This window comes from Enterobacter sp. ENT02 (assembly GCF_019219165.1).
GTDB classification, from domain to species: domain Bacteria; phylum Pseudomonadota; class Gammaproteobacteria; order Enterobacterales; family Enterobacteriaceae; genus Enterobacter; species Enterobacter mori.
Genome location: NZ_JAHUWD010000001.1, coordinates 789,517 through 815,514 on the forward strand (window position 1 = coordinate 789,517; position 25,998 = coordinate 815,514).

Genomic DNA, 25,998 nt, shown 5'->3' on the forward strand with positions numbered 1-25,998 from the left:
AATGAATGCGACAGGGCTGAACATTATCAAGACGCTGGGCTGTATGACGGCGGTGACCTTCTTTACCATTTACAACACCTGGGATCATTATGATTATGACTATCACTGGATCCTGGGGTTTTTAACCTTTATCTCGACCATCGCCACGCCGCTGTTTTTTGTGGTTTCGGGCTATCTCGACGGACAATCCCGGCACGGCACCCGCTGGCAGCTGGGTAAAATTAAAAGTCTGGTGATTGTTTTTCTGTTCTGGATAACGATCTACTACCTGTGGGAGCCCTATCAGCGCGGGTATTTAATCCAGCCCTGGTTCGTGTTCGCCTTTGTCGTGATTTACACCTTCCATCCGGCGGTGGAGTGGCTCAGCCAGCGGCGAGCGCTATTCTGCGGGGCGATTGCCGCCCTGCTGCTCTTTTCCTACGGATACGATCTGCTATCGGCGCTTTATCCTGAAACACACATCCTTTCCCTGTCACCGCAGTATCGGCTGTGGACATGGCTGCTGTTTTATCTGACGGGGCAACTCTTCTGCGACCCGAAAATCGCCGAGTGGATTAGCCGCAAAAATGTCGTCAGGGCGGCGGTTGTCGCCATCCCGTTTATCTATCTCTTTACCTGGTTTTACGAGCGCCACTTCTTCTTCGCGCTGTTCAAGGCGGACAGAAACGCCTTTATTCTCACCGGCTCTCAAATTTACATTTTGATCATCGCCCTGGTGATTGCGGCGAACGGCGTGCGCTTTCGTCGCAACGCCGAATTCAAAGAGTCGGTTCTGGCCGCCATCAGCAAAACGATGACCGGCGTGTATATTGTGCACTACTCGGTATTTCACCTGCTGACGGCGCTGATACCGGTGACCTCCCTCGGCATAAAGCTTTCGCTGATTGTGCTCACGTTCGTCACCTCTGTTCTCTTCTCCATGCTGGTATTGTCTAACGCCGTGGCAAAAAAGGTGATCACCCTTTAAAAGCCTAAGCGCAGCCAGGCAAAGAGCACGTTGCCGTTATTGTAGGTACCTGGAATATAGGTGAACTGGACGGTAACGCGCTTATACCCGGCCGAAAACAGCGGGAAAATGAACGGTAGCGGCACGTAGTTGGCAAAATCATCTCGCGCCGTGATGCCCGCAGCAGCACCGAGCCCCAGGCGGAAATCCTTCGCATTATCCAGATACCAGCCCTTCTCCCAGCCATAGCCCATCGCGGGCTGCCATTCGTTATGAGAGTCCTTGAACATCATCGCGAAGAGCGCGCTCCAGTTGCCCTCTTCGTTATAGCGGGAAACGCCCAGCCCGCCGCCCCACGGCATTTCATTGTAATTGTCCGTTTTTTCTTTGTCGTACATAAAGCGAGCGTGCCAGCTCAGGAACGGCAGGTACAAATCGTAACGTTGAGGCTCTTCCCAGGTCTGGGAGATATCCTCCGTCAGCGTATTCCACCAGCCGCTAATTCGCTGTTCTCCATAGACTTTCTGCTCAGCATGAAGTGGTGCGGCGAATAAAAACAGGACAATCCATATGGCCGAAAAGGTGCGTTGCATCGTTTTTCCCTCAGCTTAAGTCACGCAGCGGTTTCTAATACTGTAATCCATTCAGCACTAACCGGAGCCAAACAGACTGATTTATCTCAAGGCAGGGGTAGATGAAATTTATTTATTCAGCGCCTTCCGGAAAGATAAAAACGTTTTCTCAGGCGTTTTGTCGCGGTAGTCTCATAGGTTCCGTTTATATGACGGACGCAATGTGAGTGACCTTTTCTTATACCAATAATTAAAAATCAGTACAGACAGGACAACTATGGACTCCACCCTCATCTCCGAACGTCCCAACGAGGAGACACCTTCGCTCAACCGTGCCCGCCGCGCAGCCTTAGGCAGCTTCGCGGGTGCCGTCGTCGACTGGTATGATTTTCTGCTCTACGGCATCACTGCCGCCCTGGTGTTTAACCGCGAATTCTTTCCCCAGGTCAGCCCCGCGATGGGCACGCTCGCGGCGTTTGCCACCTTCGGCGTCGGCTTTCTGTTTCGCCCGCTGGGCGGGGTGATTTTCGGCCACTTTGGCGACCGCCTCGGCCGCAAGCGCATGCTGATGCTCACCGTCTGGATGATGGGGATCGCCACTGCGCTTATCGGTATTCTCCCCTCATTTGCCTCTATCGGCTGGTGGGCGCCGGTACTGCTGGTCACCCTGCGCGCCATCCAGGGCTTCGCCGTAGGCGGTGAATGGGGTGGCGCGGCGCTGCTGTCCGTCGAGAGCGCGCCGAAGCACAGGAAAGCCTTTTACAGCAGCGGCGTGCAGGTGGGTTATGGCGTCGGCCTGCTGCTCTCCACCGGGCTGGTCTCCTTAATCAGCCAGCTCACCACCGACGAGCAGTTCCTGAGCTGGGGCTGGCGCATTCCGTTCATCTTCAGCATTGTGCTGGTCATCGCCGCGCTGTGGATCCGCAACGGGATGGAAGAGTCCGCGGAATTCGAACAGCAGCAGCGGGAAAAACCGGTCGCTAAAAAACGGCTGCCAGTGATGGAAGCGCTGGTTCAGCATCCTGGCGCTTTTCTGAAAATTATCGCCCTGCGCCTCTGTGAACTGCTGACGATGTATATCGTCACCGCGTTTGCACTGAACTACTCGACGCAGAACCTCGGACTTCCCCGCGAGCTGTTCCTCAATATCGGCCTGCTGGTCGGTGGGATAAGCTGCCTGACTATCCCCTGCTTCGCCTGGCTGGCGGACCGGTTTGGTCGCCGTCGCGTCTATATTACCGGGGCGCTGATTGGCACTCTCAGCGCCTGGCCGTTCTTTATGGCGCTGGAGGCACAGTCGATCTTCTGGATTGTCTTCTTCGCCATCATGCTCGCCAACATCGCTCACGACATGGTGGTGTGCGTGCAGCAGCCGATGTTCACCGAGCTGTTTGGCGCAAGCTACCGCTACAGCGGCGCGGGCGTGGGCTATCAGGTGGCAAGCGTGGTCGGTGGCGGGTTTACGCCGTTTATTGCCGCCGCGCTGGTGACTTTTTCTGGCGGAAACTGGCACAGCGTGGCGATTTATTTGCTGGCCGGTTGCCTGCTCTCTGCCGCCACGGCGCTGTTTATGAAAGAGCCGCGCCACACCTGATCTCACTTTTGTTTCACGGGCGTGTGACATACTATCGGGTAGAGTCACACACCTGTGGAACAAGGAGACAGAGATGAATAATAAGGGCTCCAGCCTGACCCCGGCTCAGGCGCTGGAAAAACTCGACGCGCTGTATGAACAGTCCGTCAACGCGCTGCGCAGCGCCATCAGTGAATACATCGAATCAGGGAAACTTCCCGATGAAAAGGCCAGAACTCAGGGCCTTTTTGTTTATCCATCGCTCTCTGTTACCTGGGACGGCAGTGCCAGCAGTAATCCCAAAACCCGTGCCTACGCGCGCTTTACCCACTCCGGCTGTTACAGCACCACCGTCACCCGCCCTGCGCTGTTCCGCCCCTATCTTGAGGAACAGCTGACGCTGCTGTATCAGGATTACGGCGCGCACATTTCTGTAGAACCTTCGCTGCACGAAATCCCTTATCCGTACGTGATAGACGGCTCGGCGCTGACGCTGGATCGTTCCATGAGCGCGGGGCTGACGCGCCACTTCCCGACCACCGAGCTTTCCCAGATTGGCGATGAGACGGCTGACGGCATCTATCACCCGGCTGAATTTTCTCCCCTGTCGCACTTTGATGCTCGCCGCGTGGACTTCTCCCTGGCGCGCCTGCGTCACTACACCGGCACGCCTGCGGAGCACTTCCAGCCGTTTGTGCTGTTCACCAACTACACCCGCTACGTGGATGAGTTTGTCCGCTGGGGCTGTAGCCAAATTCTCGATCCGGATAGCCCTTACATCGCCCTTTCCTGCGCGGGCGGGATCTGGATCACCGCGGAGACCGAAACGCCCGAGCAGGCTATCTCCGACCTGGCGTGGAAAAAACACCAGATGCCCGCGTGGCACCTGATCACCGCCGACGGACAGGGCATTACGCTGATCAACATCGGCGTGGGCCCGTCAAACGCCAAAACCATCTGCGACCATCTGGCGGTCCTGCGTCCGGACGTGTGGCTGATGATTGGCCACTGCGGCGGCTTGCGCGAAAGCCAGCTGATTGGCGATTACGTGCTGGCCCACGCCTATCTGCGTGATGACCATGTGCTGGACGCGGTACTGCCGCCGGACATCCCGATCCCAAGCATCGCCGAAGTACAGCGCGCGCTCTATGACGCCACCAAAGAGGTCAGCGGTATGCCGGGTGAAGAGGTTAAGCAGCGCCTGCGTACCGGCACCGTCGTCACTACCGATGATCGCAACTGGGAGCTGCGCTACTCTGCCTCCGCGCTGCGCTTCAACCTGAGCCGCGCGGTGGCGATTGATATGGAGAGCGCCACCATTGCCGCGCAGGGATATCGCTTCCGCGTCCCTTACGGCACGCTGCTGTGTGTCTCCGATAAGCCGCTGCACGGCGAAATTAAGCTGCCGGGGCAGGCCAACCGTTTTTACGAAGGGGCTATCTCTGAGCATCTGCAGATCGGTATTCGTGCGATTGATTTACTTCGCGCGGAGGGCGACAAGCTGCATTCACGCAAGCTACGTACCTTCAACGAGCCGCCGTTCCGCTAATAACAAGGAAAAACCATGCACACCACATCACCTCTCTCTGCCCTGCGCCACTGGCTTGAAGCCCGTCATCTCGACGGAATGATCGTTCCGCGTGCGGATGCCTGGCAGAGCGAATACTGCGCCCCGTACGACGAAAAGCTGGCCTGGCTGACGGGCTTTGACGGCTCGGCCGGTCTGGCTCTGGTGCTGAAAGACAAAGCGCTACTCTTCGTCGATGGACGTTATCAGGTTCAGGCCCGCGTTCAGGTCAATATGGACGAGATTGAGATCCACCATCTTCACAACGAACCGCTGGCTGAGTGGCTGGCGAAAAACGTGGAGGCAGGGACGCGCATTGGCTTTGACGCGATGCTGATGACAAATTCAGAGTTTGAGCAGCTGTCTGCCACGCCGTGTGAGCTGGTGCCTCTGGATGCCTCTCCGTTTGACACGCTGTGGACTGACCGCCCAGCGGCGCCAGCAGGGCTTATCCGCGAAATGCCCGTTGAGGTCAGCGGTGAAAGCAGCGCAGAAAAACGTCAGCGTGTTGCCGCCGTGCTGGCAGAACACAATGCTGATTTCCTCGCCGTGACGCTGCCGGACAATATCGCCTGGCTGCTGAACGTGCGTGGATCAGATATCCCCTTTAGCCCGGTTCCTCTCTCCTTCGCCCTGCTCAGCCGTGATGGTAGCGTGGAGTGGTTTGTTGACGATGCGAAGCTCACCGCGTTGCCGGCTCCCGTGCGTGATGCTTTCACTCTCGCCCCGCAGAGGGCGTTTATTGAACGCTGCCAGCAGCAGGCTGCGGGCAAACGGGTGCTGGTCGATGCAGATTCTGCGCCTGTTGCATTGCGCTTTGCCATCGAGCCGCAGGGAGAGATCGTCTGGCAGACCGATCCCATCACCCTGATGAAAGCCACGAAAAACCCGATGGAGCTGGCGGGCTATCGCGAATGCCATCATCAGGACGGTGCTGCGTGGGTTAATTTTCTTGCCTGGCTGAGTCGGGAAGTTCCACGACGCGTGGCGGCAGGGAAACCGTTGACCGAGCTGGAGGTACAGGCACAACAGCTGGCGTTCCGCAGGCAACAGCCCGGTTTTATTGAGCAGAGTTTTGCGACCATTTCCGCGTCGTCGAGCAATGCGGCAATGTGCCATTACCACTCAAGCGAAGCCAGTAACAAGCCCATCGGACATGACCATTTTTATCTGAATGATTCCGGTGGTCAGTACCACAACGGCACCACCGATGCCACGCGCACGCTGGCGTGGGGTAAAGTCGATCCGCAGCAGCGCCTACACTATACCGCCGTGCTGAGAGGCTTCCTGTCGCTCATTACCCTGCAGTTCCCTTCAGGAACTCAGGGACATCAGCTGGATGCCTTCGCCCGTCGTCCGCTGTGGGAGATGGGGCTGGATTACGATCACGGTACCGGGCACGGCGTGGGGCATCAGTTGCTGATCCATGAAAACCCACATCGCATCGCCAAAAAGGTCAACCCGTGGCCGCTGGTGGCGGGGAATATCATGACCATCGAACCGGGCTACTATCTGGGCGATAGCCACGGCATTCGCATTGAAAATCAGGTAGAGATTGTGGAAAGCCGCCCGGGGTTCTGCAAATTTGCCTCGCTGACGCTGATCCCGATTGACCTAAGCCAGGTGGAATTGCATCTGTTGAGCGAGCAGGAAAAGCAGTGGCTGGATGAATATCATCAGCAGGTACGGGAGGCATTGTCACCGCTGGTGGATAGCGATGCGCGTCCGTGGCTAATTGAGGCGACGGCGCCGATTCGTATGAACGGATAGTGCGGCTTTTTGCCGGGTGGCGGCTTCGCCTTACCCGGCCTACTATTCGAGGTTTTTGTAGGTCGGGTAAGGCAAAGCCGCCACCCGACAATTTTACCCGCCGCAGAAAAGCAAAAAGCCTGCTTTAAAAGCAGGCTTTTCAAATTTGGCTCCTCTGACTGGACTCGAACCAGTGACATACGGATTAACAGTCCGCCGTTCTACCGACTGAACTACAGAGGAATCGTGTGAACGGGGCGCATATTATCGATGCTCCCCGATGATGTCAAAGGCAGAATGCAGATTTACGTTCGTTTGCCGATTTATTCTCCATTTCGCGCATTTGTCAGGCATTCTTCCGTGGATATTTCCATAACCAACGCCCACTTACCATGCGCCAGTAGAACAGTGCACCGCGGACGGCCCAGTCCAGGAACATACCCAGCCAGACCCCTACAACGCCCATTCCCAGCATAATCCCCAGCGTATAACCCGCCACCACGCGGCACCCCCACATCCCGAGCATGGATACCCACATGGCAAACCGGGCATCGCGCGCGCCCTTTAAGCCAGCGGGCAACACCCAGGACGCGGCCCAGATCGGCATAAACGCGGCGTTGAGCCAAATCAGGATCTTAACCACCTCTTTAACATCGTTTTCGTGGGTGTAAAACGAGGCCATCAACCCGGCAAAAGGCGCGGTTCCCCAGGCTATCATTGTCAGCCCAATGGTCGATAGCCAGAAGACATGCCGGAGCTGACGCTCCGCCTGCCCTATCTGCCCTTTCCCGAGCCGTTTGCCGGTGATAATCGTGGAGGCGGAACCAAGGGCGTTGCCCGGCAGGTTAATCAGCGAGGCGATGGAGAAGGCGATAAAGTTACCGGCGATAACATCTGTCCCCATACCGGCCACAAACATCTGCGTGAGCAGCTTGCCGCCGTTGAACAGCACCGACTCAATGCTGGCCGGAATACCGATGCCCATCACTTCCCAGATAATGGCAAAGTTAAACGGCCTGAAATAGCTTTTCAGCGTGAGGCGCAGCGACGGGGTGATCCCCGTCATCAGCACGCCGATAATCGCTGCCGCGCCAATGTAACGTGAAATAGTCAGGCCAAGGCCAGCACCAACAAACCCCAGACCGTCCCAGGAAAAGACCCCGTAAATCAGTACACTACTGATGATAATGTTCAGGATATTCATCCCGCCGTTGATCAGCAGCGGAATTTTGGTATTGCCCGCCCCGCGCAGCGCACCGCTACCAATCAGGGCAATAGCCGCCGCCGGATAGCTTAACACCGTCATTTCCAGGTATGTCAGCGCAAGGTCTTTTACCTCACTGGTCGCCTCACCCGCGACAATATCAATAATCTCTTTGCCGTAGTAATGGATAACCGCCGCCAGAACGATCGAAAAGATGGTCATGATCATCAGCGACTGGCGTGCCGCCTCACGCGCGCGCTTCGGATCAAGTTTCCCCAGACTAAAGGCAACGACGACCGTTGTACCCAGATCGATGGCGGCAAAGAAAGACATCACCACCATGTTAAAGCTGTCCGCCAGCCCTACCCCTGCCATCGCCTCTTTACCCAACCAACTGACCAGGAACGTACTTAGCACGCCCATCAGCAGTACGCAGGTATTCTCCAGGAAAATAGGCACAGCAAGGGGGGTGATTTCACGCCAGAACAGAACACGATAACTTTTACGTTTTGCATACCAGGGCGTGCGCATGATCGCCTGGCGTAAGGGGGCAGTGACGTTCAAAATGGACCTTAGCGAGAAAAGTTGAAACTCCATTTCAAATGATGGGGGAGAAATGGCTATCCTGCAAAGTATTTCCATAAAAAAGATGTTTGGATTTACAACAAACTGACGACAGAATCAGCAGTCAGTCGATTTTCCCTAAGATCAGGTTTGACAAAACTTTTTTCGCCGCTAAGATAAGCCTCCACAACGATTCCTCTGTAGTTCAGTCGGTAGAACGGCGGACTGTTAATCCGTATGTCACTGGTTCGAGTCCAGTCAGAGGAGCCACATTTAGAAAAGCCTGCTTTCGAGCGGGCTTTTTGCTTTTCCGGTGAGGATAAATGGACGCACTGTTTGTTTACGGCACTCTACGCCCCGGTCACTCTAACGCGCATATTCTTGAAAACATTGGCGGTGAATGGCTCGCTGGCTTCGTATCCGGCACGTTTTACGAACGCGGCTGGGGCGCAGCAGCGGATTTCCCGGGGATTGTGCTCCACCCGGACGGGCCCCGCGTCGAAGGCTATTTGTTTATCTCTGATAACCTTGCCGCACACTGGCAAATGCTGGATGAGTTTGAAGACGGCTACGATCGGGTTGAGGTCACGGTGACGACCCTTGAGGGTAAACAGGTTAAGGCCTGGATTTATCAGCTACAGCCGCGCTCTACGTAATAAAAAAGGCTCTCTGTCACCAGAGAGCCTTTTTCACAATTCGCAGCGATTACTCGCTTTTTGCTTCAGCGTTTTTGATTTCGCCCATCACTTTCAGCTTCTTGGAGATGTCGCGACGCTCTTTGGACAGCTCAGCATTTTTGATGATGTAGTCATCAACACGGTCTTCGTAATCGCTCTTCATGCTGGCGATGATGCCCTGAATAGCTTCAACGCTCATGCCTGGCTTGATGTAGTCGCTCAGGTTGTCGAGCAGCAGAACACGTTTCTGGTTGTCACGGATCTTCTTCTCAACGTCCTGGATTTCACGCTGCAGTTTGTTTTTGCGGCGGAACAGGCGGACGAATTCCAGAACATCCTGGAACGAAGGCTTGGTAGTTTCCATTTTTACACCCCTGATAATGTGAGATTCGGATTCGTTAAGGCAACCGTTGTAACAGACAGCGGCTGCGAATGACAATGAGTATATCGTTTAAATCTATCATAACCCCAATTGCTGCTGAATCGAAGCAGCAGGCGTCACATACGCCTTTTATTTGCGCAGCGCCCGGCAAATAAGATGCGATAACAGCTCAAGCTGCCGCGCCAGTTCCATACTCAGCCAGACGTAGCCATGAATGGGCGTTTCCGCCACGTTATCGCTCTGGCGTTCATTGATTAGCTGCTTCAGCTCCGCGACGATCTCATTCAGTCGCTCGCTGTTGGCCAGTATCGGCTGCGGGTTGCCTTCATAGAGCGCATGGGCGATGGTCAGCAGCGTTTGCTGCGTCATCTGCTGGGTCTCTTTGAGCGTATGCGCATTAAGCATCAGTAGATGGCTGGGGCGCGAGGCCCAGTGCGCGTTGATCTGCAGCTCAAGCATGCAGACCAGGTTGCGGCTTACCGTCTGGATGGCTTCGAAAATCGCTTTCTGAATATGGGTTTCTTTGCTGGCGGGCGTGATCAGGCCGCGCATTTTGACGACATCATTGAGGATCTTCTGCAGGTGTTTTTCCAGCCGTGGCCGTTCAACCAGATTCGGGGAAAAGCCGGCCTGATAGACACGGTTAAATGCCGTCACGTAATTCGCCATCTGGATGCGCCAGTGCAGAAAGGCGCGTTGCGGCCAGATCCCCGTAAACAGCATCGCCAGCAACGAGCCGAGCACCACATCCCCGCTTCGCCACAGCGCCGTAGTCATATCCCCGGCGGGCGCACCGACCACCACCGCGAGAGTAATCCCAATCAGCAACGCCTGATACGGTCTTTTGCCCAACGCCAGCCAGCCGCAGAGGAACATGGCGGCGCCGCACCATGCCAGCATGACAGGAAAGGAGATCAGCTCCAGTTTCAGGGCGATTAGCCCAAGGGCGGAGCCTAAAACGGTCCCGCCAATTCGCTCAAGCGCGCGCGGAACAACGTTTCCCCAAAAGGAGATGGGCCCCATCACAACCACCAGCGTAATCAGCGGCCACGTCCCCTCCGGAACATCCAGCAAGCGAACCAGTACAAACGTCAACACGAACGCCAGCGCGATGCGACACCCATGAACCACGCGGTAATGTTTGTACAACCGAATTTCAAACGGCGTTAATGATTTGTCGGGACGCACACCCGCTCTCCAGCTACACGGCAAATCACAATTGTACTGTGTTTTCAGCCGGGTGGATCGCCCCCGGCTAAAAATCCCACTTTTTACAGGGTTAACCCGCTTTATGCTCTACCGCGACGAACATCTCAATGTCCCAGTAGCCATCTGCATTACCATCATTGAGATAGCGTTCAAAGCAGGGTTTTGGAGCAATCTGGTACTTATTGTCCTGCAGGAGGGAATTAAAGAACTGATACCACGGGGTCGCAAAGTCGTAATTTTCAACACGTGCCGTCGCGACCGCATAATCCCCGGCCACAATTTCGGTCATCATCACCCCTTCACTGTTATCGGGAATGATAAAGTCGTCGGGTACCGTGACGGCGGTGTCACAGCGCAGTTTTTCTGCCGGGACCTCATCAGGATTATCGTAGTAAACTGCTACCCACTCCAGCGGCTGAATGTGACGCCCATCCACCCACATGACCAGTTGTTCAAAGCCCTGCTTAACGGTTTTTTCCCACGGCCCAACTAGGTGAAAACCTGCGATTTTACGTTTCTGTTGCTGCTTGATGCTGTAGTCCATGCTGCCTCCATTTATTACTGTATATTTATACACTATAAAGCAGAATGAATATTATCGGCAAACGAGGAGTGTTTATTATGTGAGCAGACTCGCAACCCTGCCAGTCTGCTCAGAAAGGTTAGATGGTGTGATGCAGATAATCACTCAGGCGGGAGAAAATACCGCCTTTATCAACGCGTTCCAGCGTGACCAGCGGCCAGTGCGCCACCAGCTTATCGCGGTCGTACAGCTGAATTTCACCGACCCGCTGATGGGCAGCAATTGGGGCTTCCAGCGCTTTTGTATCCAGCACGTATTTAGCCTTAATGTTCGGCACTTCCGCTTTTGGCAAGGCCAGCCAGAAGTCCTGATCGGTTCCCAGGTTTACCTGTTCTTTATCACCGTACCAGATCCGCTCGGTCCCCACTTTTTTACCGCTGTGCAGGATCTGCACCGTATCAAAGTTCTGTTGTCCCCAGTGGAGCAGCTTGCGCGCCTGATCTTCACGCCCCTTCGGGCTGTCTGCGCCCATTACCACGGCGATCAAGCGACGCTGCCCGTCCACCGCGGAGGCAATCAGGTTAAAGCCCGCGCCGGAGGTATGCCCCGTTTTCAGACCGTCCACGTTCATGGTTTTATCCCACAGCAGGCCGTTGCGGTTCTGCTGGGTGATCCCGTTCCAGGTCAGGCTCTTCTCGCTGTACATATGATAAAACTCTGGCTCACCGTGAATGATCGCGCGGGAGAGAACGGCCAGATCGTAAGCGGAGCTGTGCTGCCCAGGCGCATCCAGTCCGTGAACGGTTTCGAAATGGGTGTCGCGCAGGTTCAGCTTTTGCACAAAGTCATTCATCATATTCACGAACTGCGGCTGGCCACCCGCGACGTGATCGGCCAGCGCCACGCAGGCATCGTTACCGGAGTCGACAATCAGGCCCCGGCTGAGATCGCGTACGGAAACGCGATCGCCCTCTTTCAGAAACATCAGAGACGATCCGTCAAAGACCGGGTTACCTTTTGCCCACGCGTCGCGCCCAACCGTGACGATATCATCCGGGCTGATGCGATGGCTGTCGATAGCGCGGTCGACGACGTAGCCCGTCATCAGCTTAGTCAGGCTTGCCGGATTACGCTGTTGATGTTCGTTGCCCGCCGTTAATATCTGACCAGTAGTGTAATCCATCAGCACCCAGGACCCCGCCTGGATGGCAGGTGGCTGCGGGGAGAAATCCAGCGGATCGGCAGCCAGCGCAGATGTGATACTCGAAGCAAGTAAAGAAACAGCAATAAACAGACGGCGTTTCAACGGTATATCCTCAGGTCATTAAAAATCGATGACCTTTTTACGGGAGTTCTGCTGTCGTTACCTGCCTTAATTGCAAAAAAATGTGACAGAGAGCATATTTTTCTCTGACGCTGTCTCGCAAATTTCACGCATGACCGCGCTTTTTATTCGGACTGCTTAGCGCGATCGTTTACCATAGCGTCGTGAATTTTTTACAGGATGATATTACTGGTGTCTGATTCTGCCGCGCGCCCAACTTTTTTGTTCCACGATTACGAAACCTTTGGCACCCACCCGGCGCTGGACAGACCGGCGCAGTTTGCTGCCATCCGTACCGACGACGAATTCAACATCATTGGCGAGCCAGAGGTCTTTTACTGCAGGCCCGCGGATGATTATCTGCCGCAGCCGGGCGCGGTGATGGTTACGGGCATTACACCGCAGGAAGCACGGGAAAAAGGCGTGAGCGAAGCGGAATTTGCCCGCCGCATCCACGATCTGTTTACCGTTCCCAATACCTGCGTGGTCGGTTACAACAACATCCGTTTCGATGATGAAGTGACGCGCAATATCTTCTACCGCAACTTCTACGATCCCTATGCCTGGAGCTGGCAGAACCGCAATTCGCGCTGGGATTTACTCGATATTATGCGCGCCTGTTATGCCCTGCGTCCTGAGGGCATTAACTGGCCGGAGAACGAGGATGGCCTGCCGAGTTTCAGGCTTGAACACCTGACGCGCGCCAACGGCATCGAGCACAGCAATGCTCACGACGCGATGGCAGACGTCTATGCCACTATTGCCATGGCAAAGCTGGTGAAAACCGCCCAGCCGCGTCTGTTTGAGTATCTGTTGAGTCACCGCAGCAAACAGAAGCTGACTACGCTCATTGATGTACCGCAGATGAAGCCGCTGGTACACATCTCCGGGATGTTCGGTGCGTGGCGCGGCAATACCAGTTGGGTTGCGCCGCTGGCATGGCATCCCGACAACCGTAATGCCGTTATCATGGTGGATTTGGCGGGCGATATCTCCCCGCTGCTGGAACTGGACAGCGATACGCTGCGTGAACGGCTTTACACGCCGAAAAACGAGCTCGGCGATCTACCTGCGGTACCGGTGAAGCTGGTTCACATCAATAAATGTCCGGTGCTGGCGCAGGCCAATACGCTGCGACCGGAAGATGCTGACAGGCTGGGTATTAATCGTCAGCACTGTCTGGATAACCTGAAGGTGCTGCGCGACAACCCGCAGGTACGGGAAAAAGTGGTCGCTATCTTTGCGGAAGCCGAGCCGTTTGTGCCGTCTGAGAACGTCGACGCACAGCTTTACAACGGTTTCTTCAGCGATGCCGATCGCGCGGCAATGAATATCGTCCTGCAAACCGAGCCGCGTAATTTACCGGCGCTGGATATTACCTTTGCAGATAAGCGCATTGAAAAGCTGATGTTCAATTACCGGGCGCGAAACTATCCGGGTACTCTGGACGAAGTGGAGCAGGAACGCTGGCTGCAGCATCGACGTAACGTGTTTACACCGGAATTTCTCAACAGCTATGCGCAAGAGCTGGAAATGCTTTACGGCCAGTATGAAGGGAATGCTGAGAAACAGGCGCTGTTGAAATCCCTGTTCCAGTATGCGCAAGAGATTGTTTGAGTGATGGGTACAAAAAAGCCGGAGACATTGTCTCCGGCTTTTTTTGCCCGCTGGCGCGGGCCTACGTGTTTTGTAGGTCGGGTAAGGCGTAGCCGCCACCCGACACACTATTACGCAACGTCTTCGTACTGAGGTACCGGGTTACGGAAGCTTTTGGTTACGCAAGCCAGATAAATCAGACCGATAGCACCCCAGATCAGACCCAGAACCATTGAGCTCTCTTCCAGGTTAATCCACAGCGCACCCACCGTCAGCGCGCCACACATCGGCAGCACCAGATAGTTGAAGTGGTCCTTCAGCGTTTTATTACGCTTCTCGCGGATCCAGAACTGAGAGATCACCGAGAGGTTAACAAAGGTAAACGCCACCAGCGCACCAAAGTTAATCAGCGCGGTTGCAGTCACTAGGTCAAACTTAATGGCCATCAATGCGATTGCGCCAACCAGCAGTACGTTCCACGCCGGGGTACGCCATTTCGGATGAACGTAGCCGAAGAAACGGGTTGGGAACACGCCGTCACGACCCATTACGTACATCAGGCGAGAAACACCTGCGTGTGCCGCCATACCGGATGCCAGTACGGTGACGCTGGAGAAGATCAGCACGCCCCACTGGAAGGTTTTCCCTGCAACATACAGCATGATTTCAGGCTGTGATGCGTCCGGCTCTTTAAAGCGAGAGATGTCCGGGAAGTACAGCTGCAGGAAGTAGGAAGCACCGATAAAGATCATGCCGCCAATCAGCGCGGTCAGGAAAATCGCTCTCGGGATCACGCGCTCGGCGTCTTTGGTCTCTTCAGACAGAGAAGAGATACCGTCGAAGCCCAGGAACGAGAAGCACAGGATGGTCGCACCGGTGATCATCGGCACAACGTGCGCGCCTTCAGACCAGAACGGACGGGTGCTGGCCAGCGTACCTGCGCCTTCACCATGAGACACGCCGTAAATGATCAACCCCACGATAACCGCAACGATACCCATCTGCAGAATAACAATCAGGGTGTTGAAGTTCGCCACGGTCTTGATGCTGCGCAGGTTAGAGATGGTCATAAAGGCCACCAGCGCCACCACGAAGATCCACGACGGAACGGAAGGTACCAGTGCTTCGAAGTAAATTTTTGCCAGCAGAATGTTGATCATCGGCATGAACAGGTAGTCCAGCAGAGATGACCAGCCCACCATAAAGCCAACCGCCGGGCTAATAGATTTCTGAGCATAGGTGTAGGCAGAGCCTGCAGACGGGAAACGGCGAACCAGTTTTCCGTAGCTCAGCGCTGTAAAGAGAATGGCGACCAGCGCAAAGGCGTACGCCGTTGCAACGTGACCGTCAGTAAGGCCTGATACGATACCGAATGTATCGAACAGCGTCATCGGTTGCATATAGGCAAGGCCCATCATAACAACCGGAATCAACGTAAGCGTTTTACGTAATTCCACGCGAGAGGTGTTTGGAGTTGCGTTATGCGACATAGTTATTCTCCTTTACGGTAATAACCGCCACGTAAGCGAAAAATTGCCCCATTTCTTTCTTCCTCAGCGACAACAACTGTCGGATTTTAGTAAATATCTATCCGGTACGAAGCCCGGCCTCTTGGTTTTTAGTTTCGTTTCGTACATGCAAAAAAAAATAACCGACGCCTTTTATATCGTCGATTATTCATTTGTTTGCAGCGGCGGCATTTTGCCCCACATCAGATACAAAAGGCAATAGTTTGCAACGCACCGGGCAATTTTCTTTTTTCTAACTGGCTGATTTCTCGACGCTGCCCTGAGAGTAAACTGCAGCGATAGCACTATTTGCTAAAATTTCGTCCCGCCACCATGCGCTGGCAAGCCCGGCAGTTTGTTCATTCCAGCCCACCCACACCGATTCGTTGCTGCTTTGAGCAAGTACCTGTTTTTCAACAAGCGCACCGCTATCAATAAAGCGCTGCGCCAGATAGCGCGGCAAATAGCCGCACCCCAGACCGCTTATTTGCAGTTCCAGCTTGGTTTTAAAATCAAACACGGTAATCGCCTCTTGCTCATCAAGCAGCTGCGAAGAGACGCCACATTCAGGCCGGGAGCTGTCGCCCACCACAATGGCACGGTAGTTTTTAATAATACGGCGGTTAATGGGCTCCGGTTCATTCGCCAGCGGATGATGGGGTGCGACGGCAAAAATTTGCTCCAGTATACCCAGTCGCGCAAAGCCAAAATCGCTCAACTGGGGGGGCTCATGCAGTGCCCCAACGATGATATCCGCCCTGCCCCGCGTCAGGGCATCCCAGGAGCCGCCCAGCACACCATTAATGAAGATTAACCGGGTCACGCTGTGGCGCTGATAGAACGCTTCGATCAGCGGCGTCAGGAGAGAAAAGGGAAAGGTATCATCCACGCCGATCACCAGTTCGTTTTCCCACCCCTGATGAAGTTTTATGGCCTGTTTTTCCAGTTCGCGAACCGTATGGAGAACATCACGTCCCTTTTCCAGCAGCATCTGTCCGGTTCGCGTAAAACGCGCGCGATGCCCGGAGCGATCCAGCAGCTCAATGTTCAGATCGCTTTCAAGTTTATGCACGGTATAGCTGAGCGCCGAAGGCGTTTTATAAAGCTTCGCTGAAGCAGCGGCGAAGCTTCCCTCTTTTTCCAGTGCATCCAGAATAATAAGAACATCCAGCAGCGGTTTCATCTTCGCCCCCTTACGGTGTGCGATCGTCTCCGCTGATGGCATTATTCCATGGGCATCACCAGCGGATCGGGATACTGATATTCAAATCCCAGTTCATGACAAATACGATTGCCATCAACAATTTTGCCTTTCCCTTCCCCTTTCGCATCGCCAAAGACTGGCGGAGCCAGACCCAATTGACGAGCCATCAGCGGGTAGAAGGTACTTCTCGATGGATGAGAGGGTGCACATATATTATAGATGTGCCCACCCTTCGGAGCCTGTAATAGCAGCTCAATTGCCCCAATAACATCCTCAAGATGGACGAGATTGACGCCATGTTGTCCATCCGGAGCCGATTTTCCGGCAAAGAACCGTCCTGGATGACGGCCCGGCCCCACCAGCCCGGCCAGACGCAGGATATCTACCTGAGTGCCCGGCAGGTTATGCAGCCAGTCCTCCAGCTCTTTCAGCACGCGACCACTCGCGGTTACCGGTTGACGTTCACTGTTTTCCTTCACCGTCCCCTCAACGTCACCGTAGACTGAGGTGGAACTGGTGAAAATGATGCGCGGGATGTGATGCGCCAGCGCGCTGTCGACAATCTCCTGCATCGCCTGGAGATAAAAAGACTCTCCCGGCCCGCTGCGACGGGCGGGTAAGGTAATAACCAGCGCATCGACATCCATCAGCGCATCCAGATCGTCAGCATCACAAACCAGTTCGGGCTCAAGGCGCAGCTCAACGCCCTCGATGCCACACATGCGTGCGGCTTCTACCCCATCCGACGTGGTTTTGCTCCCGGTCACCTGCCAGCCTTTCGCGGCTAATGACATCGCCAGCGGCATTCCTAACCATCCTAAACCGACAATCGCGACCTTTTTCATGAAAACTCTCCGCTTACACATGCTTGTATTAAGGCTACGCCAGCCCGGCAGAACACACAATTCATAGCATCAATATGAAATGAATTAATGATCACAAAAAGCCCTTGCAATCTCCCGGGCAAGTGGTTTAGGTTAAAAGACATCAGATGCATAAGCATTCAACGAGAATTTATATGACACGCGTTCCATTTAAAAACCACCATCACCACCATCATCCTGACTAGTCTTTCAGGCGATGTGTGCTGGAAGACGTTTGGATCTTCCAGTGGTGCGCGAACGCAAGAGAAAGCCCCCGGAAGATCATCTTCCGGGGGCTTTTTTTTGGACCGCATTCAGACAGGTAAAAACAGGTTAACGAGGAATAAAGAATGTTAGATAACTCACGTTTACGCATAGCTATTCAAAAATCAGGCCGTTTGAGTGACGATTCACGCGAACTGCTGGCCCGCTGCGGGATTAAAATCAACCTGCACACCCAGCGCCTGATTGCCCTGGCTGAAAATATGCCTATCGATATTCTGCGCGTGCGTGATGACGATATTCCTGGCCTGGTGATGGATGGCGTCGTTGATCTCGGCATCATCGGCGAAAACGTGCTGGAAGAAGAGCTGCTGACCCGCCGCGCGCAGGGCGAAGACCCGCGTTACTTCACCCTGCGTCGTCTGGACTTCGGCGGCTGCCGCCTGTCGCTGGCTACGCCGGTCGATGAAGCGTGGGACGGCCCGGCTGCGCTGAACGGCAAACGTATCGCCACCTCTTACCCTCACCTGTTAAAGCGTTACCTCGACCAGAAAGGCGTGCAGTTTAAATCCTGCCTCCTGAACGGCTCTGTTGAAGTAGCACCCCGTGCGGGTCTGGCTGACGCCATTTGTGACCTGGTCTCTACCGGCGCGACGCTGGAAGCGAACGGTCTGCGCGAAGTGGAGGTTATCTACCGCTCCAAAGCCTGCCTGATTCAGCGCGACGGCGACATGGCCGACGCCAAGCAGCAGCTCATCGACAAACTGCTGACCCGTATTCAGGGTGTGATTCAGGCGCGTGAATCCAAATACATCATGATGCACGCGCCGACCGAGCGCCTGGACGAAGTGATTGCCCTGCTGCCGGGTGCGGAGCGTCCAACCATTCTGCCGCTGGCGGGCGATCAGCAGCGCGTAGCGATGCACATGGTGAGCAGCGAAACCCTGTTCTGGGAAACCATGGAAAAGCTGAAGGCCCTGGGCGCAAGCTCTATTCTGGTGCTGCCAATTGAGAAGATGATGGAGTAATGCCCATGAGCTTTAACACAATCATCGACTGGAATAACTGTAGCGACGCACAACAGCGCGAGCTGCTGATGCGTCCGGCGATTTCCGCGTCGGAAAGCATTACCCGTACCGTGGCCGAGATCCTCAACAACGTCAAAACCCGTGGCGACGATGCGCTGCGTGAATACAGCGCGAAGTTTGATAAAACCGAGGTTGGCGCGTTAAGGGTCACCGAAGAGGAAATCGCGGCAGCGGAAAGCCGTCTTGGTGACGAGATCAAACAGGCGATGGCCGTCGCGGTGGAAAACATTGATACCTTCCACACCGCGCAGAAATTACAGACCGTTGATGTGGAAACCCTGCCCGGCGTGCGCTGCCAGCAGGTGACGCGCCCGGTTGCATCAGTCGGCCTTTATATCCCTGGCGGCTCTGCCCCACTGTTTTCCACCGTACTCATGCTGGCTACCCCTGCGCGTATCGCCGGGTGTCAGAAAGTGGTGCTCTGCTCGCCACCGCCGATTGCCGACGAGATCCTTTACGCCGCGAAACTGTGCGGCGTGCAGGAGGTGTTTAACGTGGGCGGTGCGCAGGCAATTTCCGCGCTGGCCTTTGGCACAGAGTCCATCCCGAAGGTTGACAAGATTTTTGGCCCGGGCAATGCCTTTGTGACCGAAGCCAAGCGCCAGGTCAGCCAGCGTCTTGACGGCGCGGCAATTGACATGCCAGCCGGTCCGTCTGAAGTGCTGGTCATTGCCGACAGCGGCGCAACGCCGGATTTCGTGGCGTCCGACCTGCTTTCTCAGGCCGAGCACGGCCCGGACTCGCAGGTCATCCTGCTGACGCCGGATGCCGATATGGCGAAACGCGTAGGCGAAGCCGTTGAGCGCCAGCTTGCGGACCTGCCGCGTGCCGAAACCGCACGCCAGGCGTTGTCCGCCAGCCGCCTGATCGTGGCGCGCGATCTCGACCAGTGTATTGCCATCTCTAACCAGTACGGTCCCGAGCACCTGATCATTCAGACCCGCAACGCGCGCGATCTGGTCGACAGCATCTCCAGCGCGGGCTCGGTGTTCCTCGGTGACTGGTCACCGGAGTCCGCGGGCGATTACGCCTCCGGCACCAACCACGTGCTGCCGACATATGGTTACACCTCCACCTGCTCAAGCCTGGGCCTGGCGGATTTCCAGAAACGGATGACCGTACAGGAACTCTCCCGCGAGGGGTTTGCATCACTGGCTTCCACCATTGAAACCCTGGCCGCCGCCGAGCGCCTGACCGCCCACAAAAATGCCGTGACGCTGCGCGTTGCCGCCCTGAAGGAGCAAACATGAATATTGAAGAATTAGCCCGCGAAAATGTCCGTCGACTGACTCCGTATCAGTCTGCCCGTCGCCTGGGTGGTAACGGCGATGTCTGGCTGAACGCCAACGAATTTCCGACGGCGGTGCAGTTCGAGCTGTCGCAGCAAACGCTGAACCGCTATCCGGAGTGCCAGCCGAAAGCGGTTATCGAAAACTACGCCCAGTATGCGGGCCTGAAGCCGGAGCAGGTGCTGGTCAGCCGCGGCGCGGATGAAGGTATTGAACTGCTGATCCGCGCGTTCTGCGAGCCAGGTAAAGATGCGGTGATGTACTGTCAGCCTACTTACGGCATGTACAGCGTCAGCGCGGAAACCTTCGGCGTGGCGTGCCGCAACGTGCTGTCCCTGGAAGACTGGCAGCTCGATCTGCAGGGTATCGCCGACAACCTCGACGACGTGAAGGTGGTCTTCGTCTGCAGCCCAAATAACCCGACCGGCCAGATTATCAACCCGCAGGATATTCGTACCCTGCTGGAAATGACCCGCGGCAAGGCGCTGGTGGTGGCGGATGAAGCCTATATTGAATTCTGCCCGCAGGCGACGCTGGCAGGCTGGATTGAAGAGTACCCGCACCTGGTGGTGCTGCGTACGCTGTCGAAGGCTTTCGCCCTCGCCGGTCTGCGCTGCGGCTTTACGCTGGCCAATAAAGAGGTCATCGACCTGCTGCTGAAAGTTATTGCGCCTTACCCGCTCTCCACGCCGGTTGCCGACATTGCCGCACAGGCGCTGGCGCCGCAGGGTATCAACGCCATGCGTGAACGCGTGGCGCAAATTCTGGAAGAGCGTCAGTACCTGGTGACGGCCCTGAAAGCGATCCCCTGCGTAGAGCAGGTGTTTGACTCTGAAACCAACTACATTCTGGTGCGCTTTACAGCCTCAAGCTCCGTATTTAAATCTTTATGGGATCAAGGCATTATCTTACGAGACCAAAATAAACAACCATCCTTAAGCGGCTGCCTGCGTATTACCGTCGGCACCCGTGCAGAGAGCCAGCGCGTGATTGACGCCCTGAAAGCGGAGAAAGTATGAGTCAGAAGTATCTCTTTATCGATCGTGACGGCACCCTCATTTCGGAGCCACCTACCGATTTTCAGGTCGATCGTTTCGACAAGCTGGCTTTTGAACCCGACGTAATCCCGGTTCTGCTCAAACTGCAGAAGGCTGGCTTTAAGCTGGTGATGATCACCAATCAGGACGGGCTGGGTACGGACAGCTTCCCGCAGCCCGACTTCGACGGCCCGCATAACCTGATGATGCAGATCCTCACCTCGCAGGGCGTGGCGTTTGATGACGTGCTGATTTGCCCTCACCTGCCAGCCGACGAGTGCGACTGCCGTAAACCGAAAGTGAAGCTGGTTGAGCGTTATCTGGCGGAAGAAGCGCTCGATAAAGCCAACAGCTATGTGATTGGCGATCGCGCCACCGACATCACCCTCGCTGAAAACATGGGTATCGCGGGCCTGCGTTACAGCAGCAGCGATCTCAACTGGGCTAAGATTGGCGAACAGCTGACCAAACGCGACCGTTACTCACACGTTGAGCGCAACACCAAAGAGACGCAGATTGATGTGAAGGTCTGGCTGGACCGTGAAGGCGGCAGCAAGATCCACACCGGCGTCGGATTCTTTGACCACATGCTGGACCAGATTGCGACCCACGGCGGTTTCCGCATGGAAATTACGGTAAAAGGCGACCTTTACATTGACGATCACCACACCGTGGAAGACACCGGCCTGGCGCTGGGCGAAGCCCTGAAGCTGGCGCTCGGTGACAAACGCGGCATCAACCGTTTCGGCTTCGTCCTGCCGATGGACGAGTGCCTGGCACGCTGCGCCATGGACATCTCGGGTCGCCCGCACCTGGAATATAAAGCCGATTTCACCTACCAGCGCGTAGGCGATCTCAGCACCGAAATGGTGGAGCACTTCTTCCGTTCGCTCACTTACACTATGGGCCTGACGCTGCACCTGAAAACCAAAGGCAAGAACGATCACCACCGCGTGGAGAGCCTGTTCAAAGCCTTTGGTCGTACGCTGCGCCAGGCGATCCGCGTTGAAGGTGACGCCCTTCCCTCGTCGAAAGGAGTGTTGTAATGAACGTGGTGATTCTGGATACCGGATGCGCCAACCTGAACTCCGTGAAGTCGGCGATTGCCCGCCACGGCTACGAGCCGGTGGTGAGCCGTGACCCGGACGTGGTGCTGCGCGCCGACAAACTCTTTTTACCCGGCGTGGGCACCGCGCAGGCGGCGATGGATCAGATCCGCGAACGCGAGCTGGTCGATCTGATCAAAGCCTGTACCCAACCGGTGCTCGGCATTTGCCTGGGTATGCAGATCCTGGGCCGCCGCAGCGAAGAGAGCAACGGCGTCGACCTGCTGGGCATTATTGACGAAGACGTGCCGAAAATGAACGACCACGGTTTACCGCTGCCGCACATGGGCTGGAATCGCGTTTACGCCAAAGCGGGCGACCGGCTGTTTCGCGGCATCGAAGACGGCGCGTACTTTTACTTCGTCCACAGCTACGCCATGCCGGTGAACGCGAACACCATTGCCCAGTGCAACTACGGCGAGGCGTTTACCGCAGCGGTACAGAAAGATAATTTTTACGGTGTGCAGTTTCACCCGGAACGCTCTGGTGCCGCGGGCGCACAGCTGCTGAAAAACTTCCTGGAGATGTGATGATTATTCCCGCTTTAGATTTAATTGACGGCACGGTTGTTCGTCTCCACCAGGGCGATTACGGCCAGCAGCGCGACTACGGTAACGACCCGCTGCCGCGCCTGCAGGACTATGCGGCGCAGGGCGCTGAGGTGCTGCACCTGGTCGACCTGACGGGCGCGAAAGATCCGGCGAAACGCCAGATCCCTCTGCTCAAAAAGCTGGTTGCCGGCGTGGATGTCCCTGTGCAGGTTGGCGGCGGCGTGCGTACGGAAGACGATGTTGCCGCCCTGCTGGACGCGGGCGTGGCGCGCGTGGTGGTCGGTTCTACCGCCGTGAAAGATCCTGATACGGTGAAGGGCTGGTTCCGTCGCTTCGGCGCCGATGCGCTGGTGCTGGCGCTGGACGTTCGCATTGATGAACAGGGTAACAAGCAGGTTGCCGTTAGCGGCTGGCAGGAAAACTCCGGCGTAACGCTGGAAGAGCTGGTAGATATTTATCTTCCTGTCGGCCTGAAGCACGTGCTGTGCACGGATATCTCCCGCGATGGCACGCTGGCCGGCTCTAACGTTTCATTATACGAAGAGGTCTGCGCGCGTTATCCGCAGGTGGCGTTCCAGTCTTCTGGCGGTATCGGTGATATTGGCGACGTGGCCGCGCTGCGCGGCACCGGTGTGCAGGGCGTGATTGTGGGACGGGCCTTACTGGAAGGCAAATTTACGGTGACGGAGGCGATTCAATGCTGGCAAAACGGATAATCCCTTGCCTGGACGTACGTGACGGCCAGGTGGTGAAAGGCGTGCAGTTCCGCAACCACGAGATCATTGGCGACATCGTTCCGCTGGCGAAACGCTATGCCGATGAAGGTGCCGATGAGCTGGTATTTTATGACATCACCGCCTCCAGCGATGGACGCGTGGTCGACAAAAGCTGGGTCGCACGCGTGGCAGAAGTGATCGACATCCCGTTCTGCGTGGCGGGTGGAATCAAATCCGCTGACGACGCGGCCAAAATTCTCTCGTTTGGCGCGGATAAAATTTCCATCAACTCCCCTGCGCTGGCCGATCCGGAACTCATCACCCGCCTGGCCGATCGCTTTGGCGTGCAGTGTATTGTGGTCGGTATCGACACCTGGTTTGACGATACCACCGGAAAGTACCACGTTAACCAGTACACGGGCGACGAAAGCCGCACCCGCGTCACCCAGTGGGAGACGCTGGACTGGGTGCAGGAAGTGCAGAAGCGCGGCGCGGGCGAGATTGTCCTGAACATGATGAACCAGGACGGCGTGCGTAACGGCTATGACCTGGAGCAGCTGAAAAAAGTGCGCGCCTTGTGCCATGTGCCGCTGATCGCCTCCGGCGGCGCAGGCACCATGGCGCACTTCCTGGAAGCCTTCCGCGATGCGAACGTGGACGGCGCGCTGGCCGCGTCCGTGTTCCACAAACAAATTATCAATATTGGTGAGTTAAAAACGTACCTGGCCGACCAGGGCGTGGAGATTAGGGTATGTTAACAGAGCAACAACAGGCGCAGCTGGACTGGGAAAAGACTGACGGATTATTGCCGGTAGTTGTACAGCATGCTGTTTCAGGTGAAGTGCTGATGCTGGGGTATATGAACCAGGACGCGCTGGCAAAAACGCTCGACAGCGGTAAGGTGACCTTTTTCTCGCGCACCAAACAACGCCTGTGGACCAAAGGCGAAACCTCCGGTCATTTCCTGAACGTGGTCAGCATTACCCCTGACTGTGATAACGATACCCTGCTGGTGCTGGCAAATCCGATTGGCCCGACGTGCCACAAAGGGACCAGCAGCTGCTTTGGTGAGGCGAGCCACCAGTGGCTGTTCCTTTACCAGCTTGAGCAGCTTCTGGCTGAACGTAAAACGGCTGACCCTGAAAGTTCGTATACCGCGAAGCTGTACGCCAGCGGAACCAAGCGCATAGCGCAGAAAGTGGGCGAAGAAGGCGTCGAAACGGCGCTGGCGGCGACGGTGCATGACCGGGACGAGCTGACTAACGAGGCATCGGATTTGATGTACCACCTGCTGGTGCTGCTGCAGGATCAGGAGCTGGATTTAACGGCGGTGATTGAGAACTTACGTAAGCGCCATAAATAAAAAAAGACCGGGGAAACCCGGTCTTTTTTTGTCTGCTCAGGCTTTTGGCTTGTAGTTACGCAGCGCGTTGCGGCCCAGTACTACACCAGAACCGATAATCCCGCCCAGCAGTACGGCTAGAATCAGGGTGATGGCTTTTTTGGGGCTATCGCGACGGATAGGAAGATCCGGTTTCATGACGTAACGATAAACGTGAACGGTGTCTGGATTTACGTTCAGATTTTGAATATCAAGCAAATTTTGTTTGGTCTGGTAGTACGCACCAGAGAAGACCAACGGACGAGAAGCTTCGTTATCAATCATCGACTTCAGCGCTTCGCTACCCAGAAGGAACATCGTTTCCTGGGTTACATCCTGGGTTTGCTGAATCTGCGGCGTCGTGATTTTTGCGGCTTCGGCGTTTTTAAGCGCCTCGGTGATCTGTTTGATACGCAGATCTTTCTGCTCTTGAGAAACCTTCTCCTGGTTTTCCAGAGAGTCATTCAGAGTGTTGATCTGCTGCTTGATATTGTCTCGAAGGTCAAGCGTCAGTTCTTTTGCGGTTAGCTCGTCAATCCGCTGGATATACTGCGCGAGTTGCTTCTGAGCCGCTTCGGCAGATTCGCCCTGATAGGATACGGTTAATGGTAATGGTTGACCTTTGACTGTAGGCTCAATGGTCAGTTTCTCTGGTTCTTCCTGATTATCAAGTGCTTGAGCTAAAGCAGAAAAGGATGAATTAAAACGTCCGATCGCACGACTCTGAATGTCAAGCATTGAGGGCGCAGCACTGCCATAAAGGATATTCAACGCATTCGCATAAGTGGCAATCTGAGCCGCATCGGGCTGGGCAATGATAGCAGATGAGGTCCATTTCTCTTTTGCTACCGTGATGTATACGCCTGCCAATACGATAAAAACAGCGACAAACGCCCCTATTACCCACTTTCCGCGCCAAAGTTGCAGCACTAAATCAAGTAAATCAATTTGCTCCGGGTCAGTACTGCGAGTGACCAGGCTATTGTTGTTTTGTGTCATACAATCCCTAACAGATGAAAAGGGCAAAAAAATTATGTTTACGTAGTTTATCTCTTGTTGCGGATTTTTCTATAGGAATTCGATGAGTTATATCGGAAAGATGGGTTATGTAACTTATGCGCTACGCGCTATCATAGACAAATTCTGA

Annotated in this window: 26 protein-coding genes, 2 tRNA genes and 1 other annotated feature; of the genes, 16 read left to right on the top strand and 12 right to left on the bottom strand. The window is 55.4% G+C overall.

The genetic code is table 11. The features are described 5' to 3' along the window. Position 1 precedes the first annotated feature (1 nt). On the top strand, positions 2–967 hold the full coding sequence (locus KW829_RS03645; protein ID WP_218307620.1) for an acyltransferase: 966 nt from the start codon (positions 2–4) through the stop codon (positions 965–967). On the opposite strand, the gene pagP is transcribed toward KW829_RS03645, so the two are convergent. Further along, complete coding sequence (pagP, locus tag KW829_RS03650) at positions 964–1,539, bottom strand: lipid IV(A) palmitoyltransferase PagP (RefSeq protein ID WP_174339782.1); 576 nt, start codon at positions 1,537–1,539, stop codon at positions 964–966. The genes KW829_RS03645 and pagP overlap by 4 nt on opposite strands. Positions 1,540–1,795: 256 nt before the next feature. On the opposite strand from pagP, the gene shiA reads away from it, so the two are divergent. The 3 genes from shiA (at position 1,796) to KW829_RS03665 (ending at position 6,428) form a co-directional block, all read left to right on the top strand. Beyond that, entirely contained in the window at positions 1,796–3,112 is a 1,317-nt protein-coding gene (gene shiA, locus KW829_RS03655; RefSeq protein ID WP_010432076.1) for a shikimate transporter, read from the top strand. A gap of 73 nt (positions 3,113–3,185) precedes the next feature. Further along, positions 3,186–4,640 (top strand): AMP nucleosidase, encoded by a 1,455-nt coding sequence (locus KW829_RS03660; RefSeq protein WP_218307621.1) that lies wholly within the window; start codon positions 3,186–3,188, stop codon positions 4,638–4,640. A gap of 15 nt (positions 4,641–4,655) precedes the next feature. After that, positions 4,656–6,428, top strand: coding sequence for an aminopeptidase P family protein (locus KW829_RS03665; protein WP_218307622.1), 1,773 nt, complete (start codon positions 4,656–4,658; stop codon positions 6,426–6,428). 146 nt (positions 6,429–6,574) lie between these two features. Here the strand turns inward: KW829_RS03665 and KW829_RS03670 are convergent. Further along, positions 6,575–6,650: transfer RNA gene (locus KW829_RS03670), tRNA-Asn, on the bottom strand. Positions 6,651–6,753: 103 nt separating this feature from the next. Beyond that, positions 6,754–8,208: a multidrug efflux MATE transporter EmmdR gene (gene emmdR / locus KW829_RS03675; protein WP_010432069.1), complete on the bottom strand. Its 1,455-nt coding sequence runs from the start codon at positions 8,206–8,208 to the stop codon at positions 6,754–6,756. Positions 8,209–8,369: 161 nt separating this feature from the next. On the opposite strand from emmdR, the gene KW829_RS03680 reads away from it, so the two are divergent. Both KW829_RS03680 and KW829_RS03685 read left to right on the top strand, forming a co-directional pair. Beyond that, positions 8,370–8,445, top strand: a tRNA-Asn gene (locus KW829_RS03680). 53 nt (positions 8,446–8,498) lie between these two features. Continuing rightward, positions 8,499–8,831, top strand: a complete 333-nt coding sequence (locus tag KW829_RS03685; protein WP_218307623.1) for a gamma-glutamylcyclotransferase family protein — start codon at positions 8,499–8,501, stop codon at positions 8,829–8,831. A gap of 49 nt (positions 8,832–8,880) precedes the next feature. Here the strand turns inward: KW829_RS03685 and KW829_RS03690 are convergent, their stop codons facing one another. The 4 genes from KW829_RS03690 to dacD all read right to left on the bottom strand — a co-directional run bounded on the left by KW829_RS03690 (position 8,881) and on the right by dacD (position 12,272). Beyond that, on the bottom strand, positions 8,881–9,216 hold the full coding sequence (locus KW829_RS03690; RefSeq protein ID WP_010432067.1) for a DUF496 family protein: 336 nt from the start codon (positions 9,214–9,216) through the stop codon (positions 8,881–8,883). Between the two features lie 147 nt (positions 9,217–9,363). Continuing rightward, on the bottom strand, positions 9,364–10,422 hold the full coding sequence (locus KW829_RS03695) for an FUSC family protein (RefSeq protein ID WP_100165945.1): 1,059 nt from the start codon (positions 10,420–10,422) through the stop codon (positions 9,364–9,366). A 91-nt stretch (positions 10,423–10,513) separates the two neighbouring features. Then, positions 10,514–10,987 carry a DNA gyrase inhibitor SbmC gene (gene sbmC, locus KW829_RS03700; RefSeq protein ID WP_010432063.1) on the bottom strand — a complete coding sequence of 158 codons (474 nt, stop codon included), beginning with the start codon at positions 10,985–10,987 and terminating at the stop codon, positions 10,514–10,516. Positions 10,988–11,105: 118 nt separating this feature from the next. After that, a complete protein-coding gene (gene dacD, locus KW829_RS03705; protein WP_256350436.1) occupies positions 11,106–12,272 on the bottom strand; it encodes a serine-type D-Ala-D-Ala carboxypeptidase DacD in 1,167 nt (388 codons plus the stop codon). Between the two features lie 198 nt (positions 12,273–12,470). On the opposite strand from dacD, the gene sbcB reads away from it, so the two are divergent. Further along, entirely contained in the window at positions 12,471–13,907 is a 1,437-nt protein-coding gene (gene sbcB, locus KW829_RS03710) for an exodeoxyribonuclease I (protein WP_371317564.1), read from the top strand. 110 nt (positions 13,908–14,017) lie between these two features. On the opposite strand, the gene KW829_RS03715 is transcribed toward sbcB, so the two are convergent. The 4 genes from KW829_RS03715 to KW829_RS03730 form a co-directional block, all read right to left on the bottom strand. Then, complete coding sequence (locus tag KW829_RS03715; RefSeq protein WP_010432055.1) at positions 14,018–15,376, bottom strand: APC family permease; 1,359 nt, start codon at positions 15,374–15,376, stop codon at positions 14,018–14,020. After that, positions 15,366–15,428, bottom strand: coding sequence for a membrane protein YoeI (gene yoeI, locus KW829_RS03720; RefSeq protein ID WP_099458931.1), 63 nt, complete (start codon positions 15,426–15,428; stop codon positions 15,366–15,368). The genes KW829_RS03715 and yoeI overlap by 11 nt, the downstream gene beginning before the upstream one ends. Positions 15,429–15,647: 219 nt before the next feature. Beyond that, positions 15,648–16,577, bottom strand: a complete 930-nt coding sequence (locus KW829_RS03725; RefSeq protein ID WP_042716033.1) for a LysR substrate-binding domain-containing protein — start codon at positions 16,575–16,577, stop codon at positions 15,648–15,650. A 41-nt stretch (positions 16,578–16,618) separates the two neighbouring features. Continuing rightward, positions 16,619–17,443, bottom strand: a complete 825-nt coding sequence (locus tag KW829_RS03730) for an SDR family oxidoreductase (RefSeq protein WP_042716031.1) — start codon at positions 17,441–17,443, stop codon at positions 16,619–16,621. Positions 17,444–17,616: 173 nt separating this feature from the next. Here KW829_RS03730 and hisL point away from each other — a divergent pair, with 173 nt between their 5' ends. The 9 genes from hisL (at position 17,617) to hisIE (ending at position 24,833) form a co-directional block, all read left to right on the top strand. Beyond that, a complete protein-coding gene (gene hisL, locus KW829_RS03735; protein ID WP_099516347.1) occupies positions 17,617–17,667 on the top strand; it encodes a his operon leader peptide in 51 nt (16 codons plus the stop codon). Continuing rightward, positions 17,643–17,766 (top strand) — a sequence feature (His leader region). (Overlaps the previous gene by 25 nt.) Positions 17,767–17,811: 45 nt before the next feature. Beyond that, positions 17,812–18,711, top strand: coding sequence for an ATP phosphoribosyltransferase (hisG, locus tag KW829_RS03740; protein ID WP_028018500.1), 900 nt, complete (start codon positions 17,812–17,814; stop codon positions 18,709–18,711). Positions 18,712–18,716: 5 nt separating this feature from the next. Next, positions 18,717–20,021 (top strand): histidinol dehydrogenase, encoded by a 1,305-nt coding sequence (gene hisD, locus KW829_RS03745; protein ID WP_218307624.1) that lies wholly within the window; start codon positions 18,717–18,719, stop codon positions 20,019–20,021. Next, on the top strand, positions 20,018–21,079 hold the full coding sequence (gene hisC / locus KW829_RS03750; RefSeq protein WP_218307625.1) for a histidinol-phosphate transaminase: 1,062 nt from the start codon (positions 20,018–20,020) through the stop codon (positions 21,077–21,079). The genes hisD and hisC overlap by 4 nt, the downstream gene beginning before the upstream one ends. After that, positions 21,076–22,143, top strand: a complete 1,068-nt coding sequence (gene hisB / locus KW829_RS03755) for a bifunctional histidinol-phosphatase/imidazoleglycerol-phosphate dehydratase HisB (protein WP_218307626.1) — start codon at positions 21,076–21,078, stop codon at positions 22,141–22,143. The genes hisC and hisB overlap by 4 nt, the downstream gene beginning before the upstream one ends. After that, on the top strand, positions 22,143–22,733 hold the full coding sequence (gene hisH, locus KW829_RS03760; protein ID WP_010432035.1) for an imidazole glycerol phosphate synthase subunit HisH: 591 nt from the start codon (positions 22,143–22,145) through the stop codon (positions 22,731–22,733). Before hisB ends, hisH begins: the two co-directional genes overlap by 1 nt. Continuing rightward, complete coding sequence (gene hisA / locus KW829_RS03765) at positions 22,733–23,470, top strand: 1-(5-phosphoribosyl)-5-[(5-phosphoribosylamino)methylideneamino]imidazole-4-carboxamide isomerase (protein ID WP_089600476.1); 738 nt, start codon at positions 22,733–22,735, stop codon at positions 23,468–23,470. The genes hisH and hisA overlap by 1 nt, the downstream gene beginning before the upstream one ends. Next, entirely contained in the window at positions 23,452–24,228 is a 777-nt protein-coding gene (gene hisF, locus KW829_RS03770) for an imidazole glycerol phosphate synthase subunit HisF (RefSeq protein WP_218307627.1), read from the top strand. The genes hisA and hisF overlap by 19 nt, the downstream gene beginning before the upstream one ends. Then, positions 24,222–24,833 (top strand): bifunctional phosphoribosyl-AMP cyclohydrolase/phosphoribosyl-ATP diphosphatase HisIE, encoded by a 612-nt coding sequence (hisIE, locus tag KW829_RS03775; protein WP_042716020.1) that lies wholly within the window; start codon positions 24,222–24,224, stop codon positions 24,831–24,833. The genes hisF and hisIE overlap by 7 nt, the downstream gene beginning before the upstream one ends. A 36-nt stretch (positions 24,834–24,869) precedes the next feature. On the opposite strand, the gene wzzB is transcribed toward hisIE, so the two are convergent. Next, complete coding sequence (gene wzzB / locus KW829_RS03780) at positions 24,870–25,850, bottom strand: LPS O-antigen chain length determinant protein WzzB (protein WP_218307628.1); 981 nt, start codon at positions 25,848–25,850, stop codon at positions 24,870–24,872. Positions 25,851–25,998: the final 148 nt, after the last annotated feature.

Excerpts from the sequence above, each read along its gene's own strand:
- KW829_RS03645 (WP_218307620.1), top strand. The coding sequence starts at position 2 with ATGAATGCGACAGGGCTGAACATTATCAAGACGCTGGGCTGTATGACG.
- pagP (WP_174339782.1), bottom strand. The coding sequence starts at position 1,539 with ATGCAACGCACCTTTTCGGCCATATGGATTGTCCTGTTTTTATTCGCC.
- shiA (WP_010432076.1), top strand. The coding sequence starts at position 1,796 with ATGGACTCCACCCTCATCTCCGAACGTCCCAACGAGGAGACACCTTCG.
- KW829_RS03660 (WP_218307621.1), top strand. The coding sequence starts at position 3,186 with ATGAATAATAAGGGCTCCAGCCTGACCCCGGCTCAGGCGCTGGAAAAA.
- KW829_RS03665 (WP_218307622.1), top strand. The coding sequence starts at position 4,656 with ATGCACACCACATCACCTCTCTCTGCCCTGCGCCACTGGCTTGAAGCC.
- emmdR (WP_010432069.1), bottom strand. The coding sequence starts at position 8,208 with ATGGAGTTTCAACTTTTCTCGCTAAGGTCCATTTTGAACGTCACTGCC.
- KW829_RS03685 (WP_218307623.1), top strand. The coding sequence starts at position 8,499 with ATGGACGCACTGTTTGTTTACGGCACTCTACGCCCCGGTCACTCTAAC.
- KW829_RS03690 (WP_010432067.1), bottom strand. The coding sequence starts at position 9,216 with ATGGAAACTACCAAGCCTTCGTTCCAGGATGTTCTGGAATTCGTCCGC.
- sbmC (WP_010432063.1), bottom strand. The coding sequence starts at position 10,987 with ATGGACTACAGCATCAAGCAGCAACAGAAACGTAAAATCGCAGGTTTT.
- sbcB (WP_371317564.1), top strand. The coding sequence starts at position 12,471 with ATGATATTACTGGTGTCTGATTCTGCCGCGCGCCCAACTTTTTTGTTC.
- KW829_RS03715 (WP_010432055.1), bottom strand. The coding sequence starts at position 15,376 with ATGTCGCATAACGCAACTCCAAACACCTCTCGCGTGGAATTACGTAAA.
- KW829_RS03725 (WP_042716033.1), bottom strand. The coding sequence starts at position 16,577 with ATGAAACCGCTGCTGGATGTTCTTATTATTCTGGATGCACTGGAAAAA.
- KW829_RS03730 (WP_042716031.1), bottom strand. The coding sequence starts at position 17,443 with ATGAAAAAGGTCGCGATTGTCGGTTTAGGATGGTTAGGAATGCCGCTG.
- hisG (WP_028018500.1), top strand. The coding sequence starts at position 17,812 with ATGTTAGATAACTCACGTTTACGCATAGCTATTCAAAAATCAGGCCGT.
- hisD (WP_218307624.1), top strand. The coding sequence starts at position 18,717 with ATGAGCTTTAACACAATCATCGACTGGAATAACTGTAGCGACGCACAA.
- hisC (WP_218307625.1), top strand. The coding sequence starts at position 20,018 with ATGAATATTGAAGAATTAGCCCGCGAAAATGTCCGTCGACTGACTCCG.
- hisB (WP_218307626.1), top strand. The coding sequence starts at position 21,076 with ATGAGTCAGAAGTATCTCTTTATCGATCGTGACGGCACCCTCATTTCG.
- hisH (WP_010432035.1), top strand. The coding sequence starts at position 22,143 with ATGAACGTGGTGATTCTGGATACCGGATGCGCCAACCTGAACTCCGTG.
- hisA (WP_089600476.1), top strand. The coding sequence starts at position 22,733 with ATGATTATTCCCGCTTTAGATTTAATTGACGGCACGGTTGTTCGTCTC.
- hisF (WP_218307627.1), top strand. The coding sequence starts at position 23,452 with ATGCTGGCAAAACGGATAATCCCTTGCCTGGACGTACGTGACGGCCAG.
- hisIE (WP_042716020.1), top strand. The coding sequence starts at position 24,222 with ATGTTAACAGAGCAACAACAGGCGCAGCTGGACTGGGAAAAGACTGAC.
- wzzB (WP_218307628.1), bottom strand. The coding sequence starts at position 25,850 with ATGACACAAAACAACAATAGCCTGGTCACTCGCAGTACTGACCCGGAG.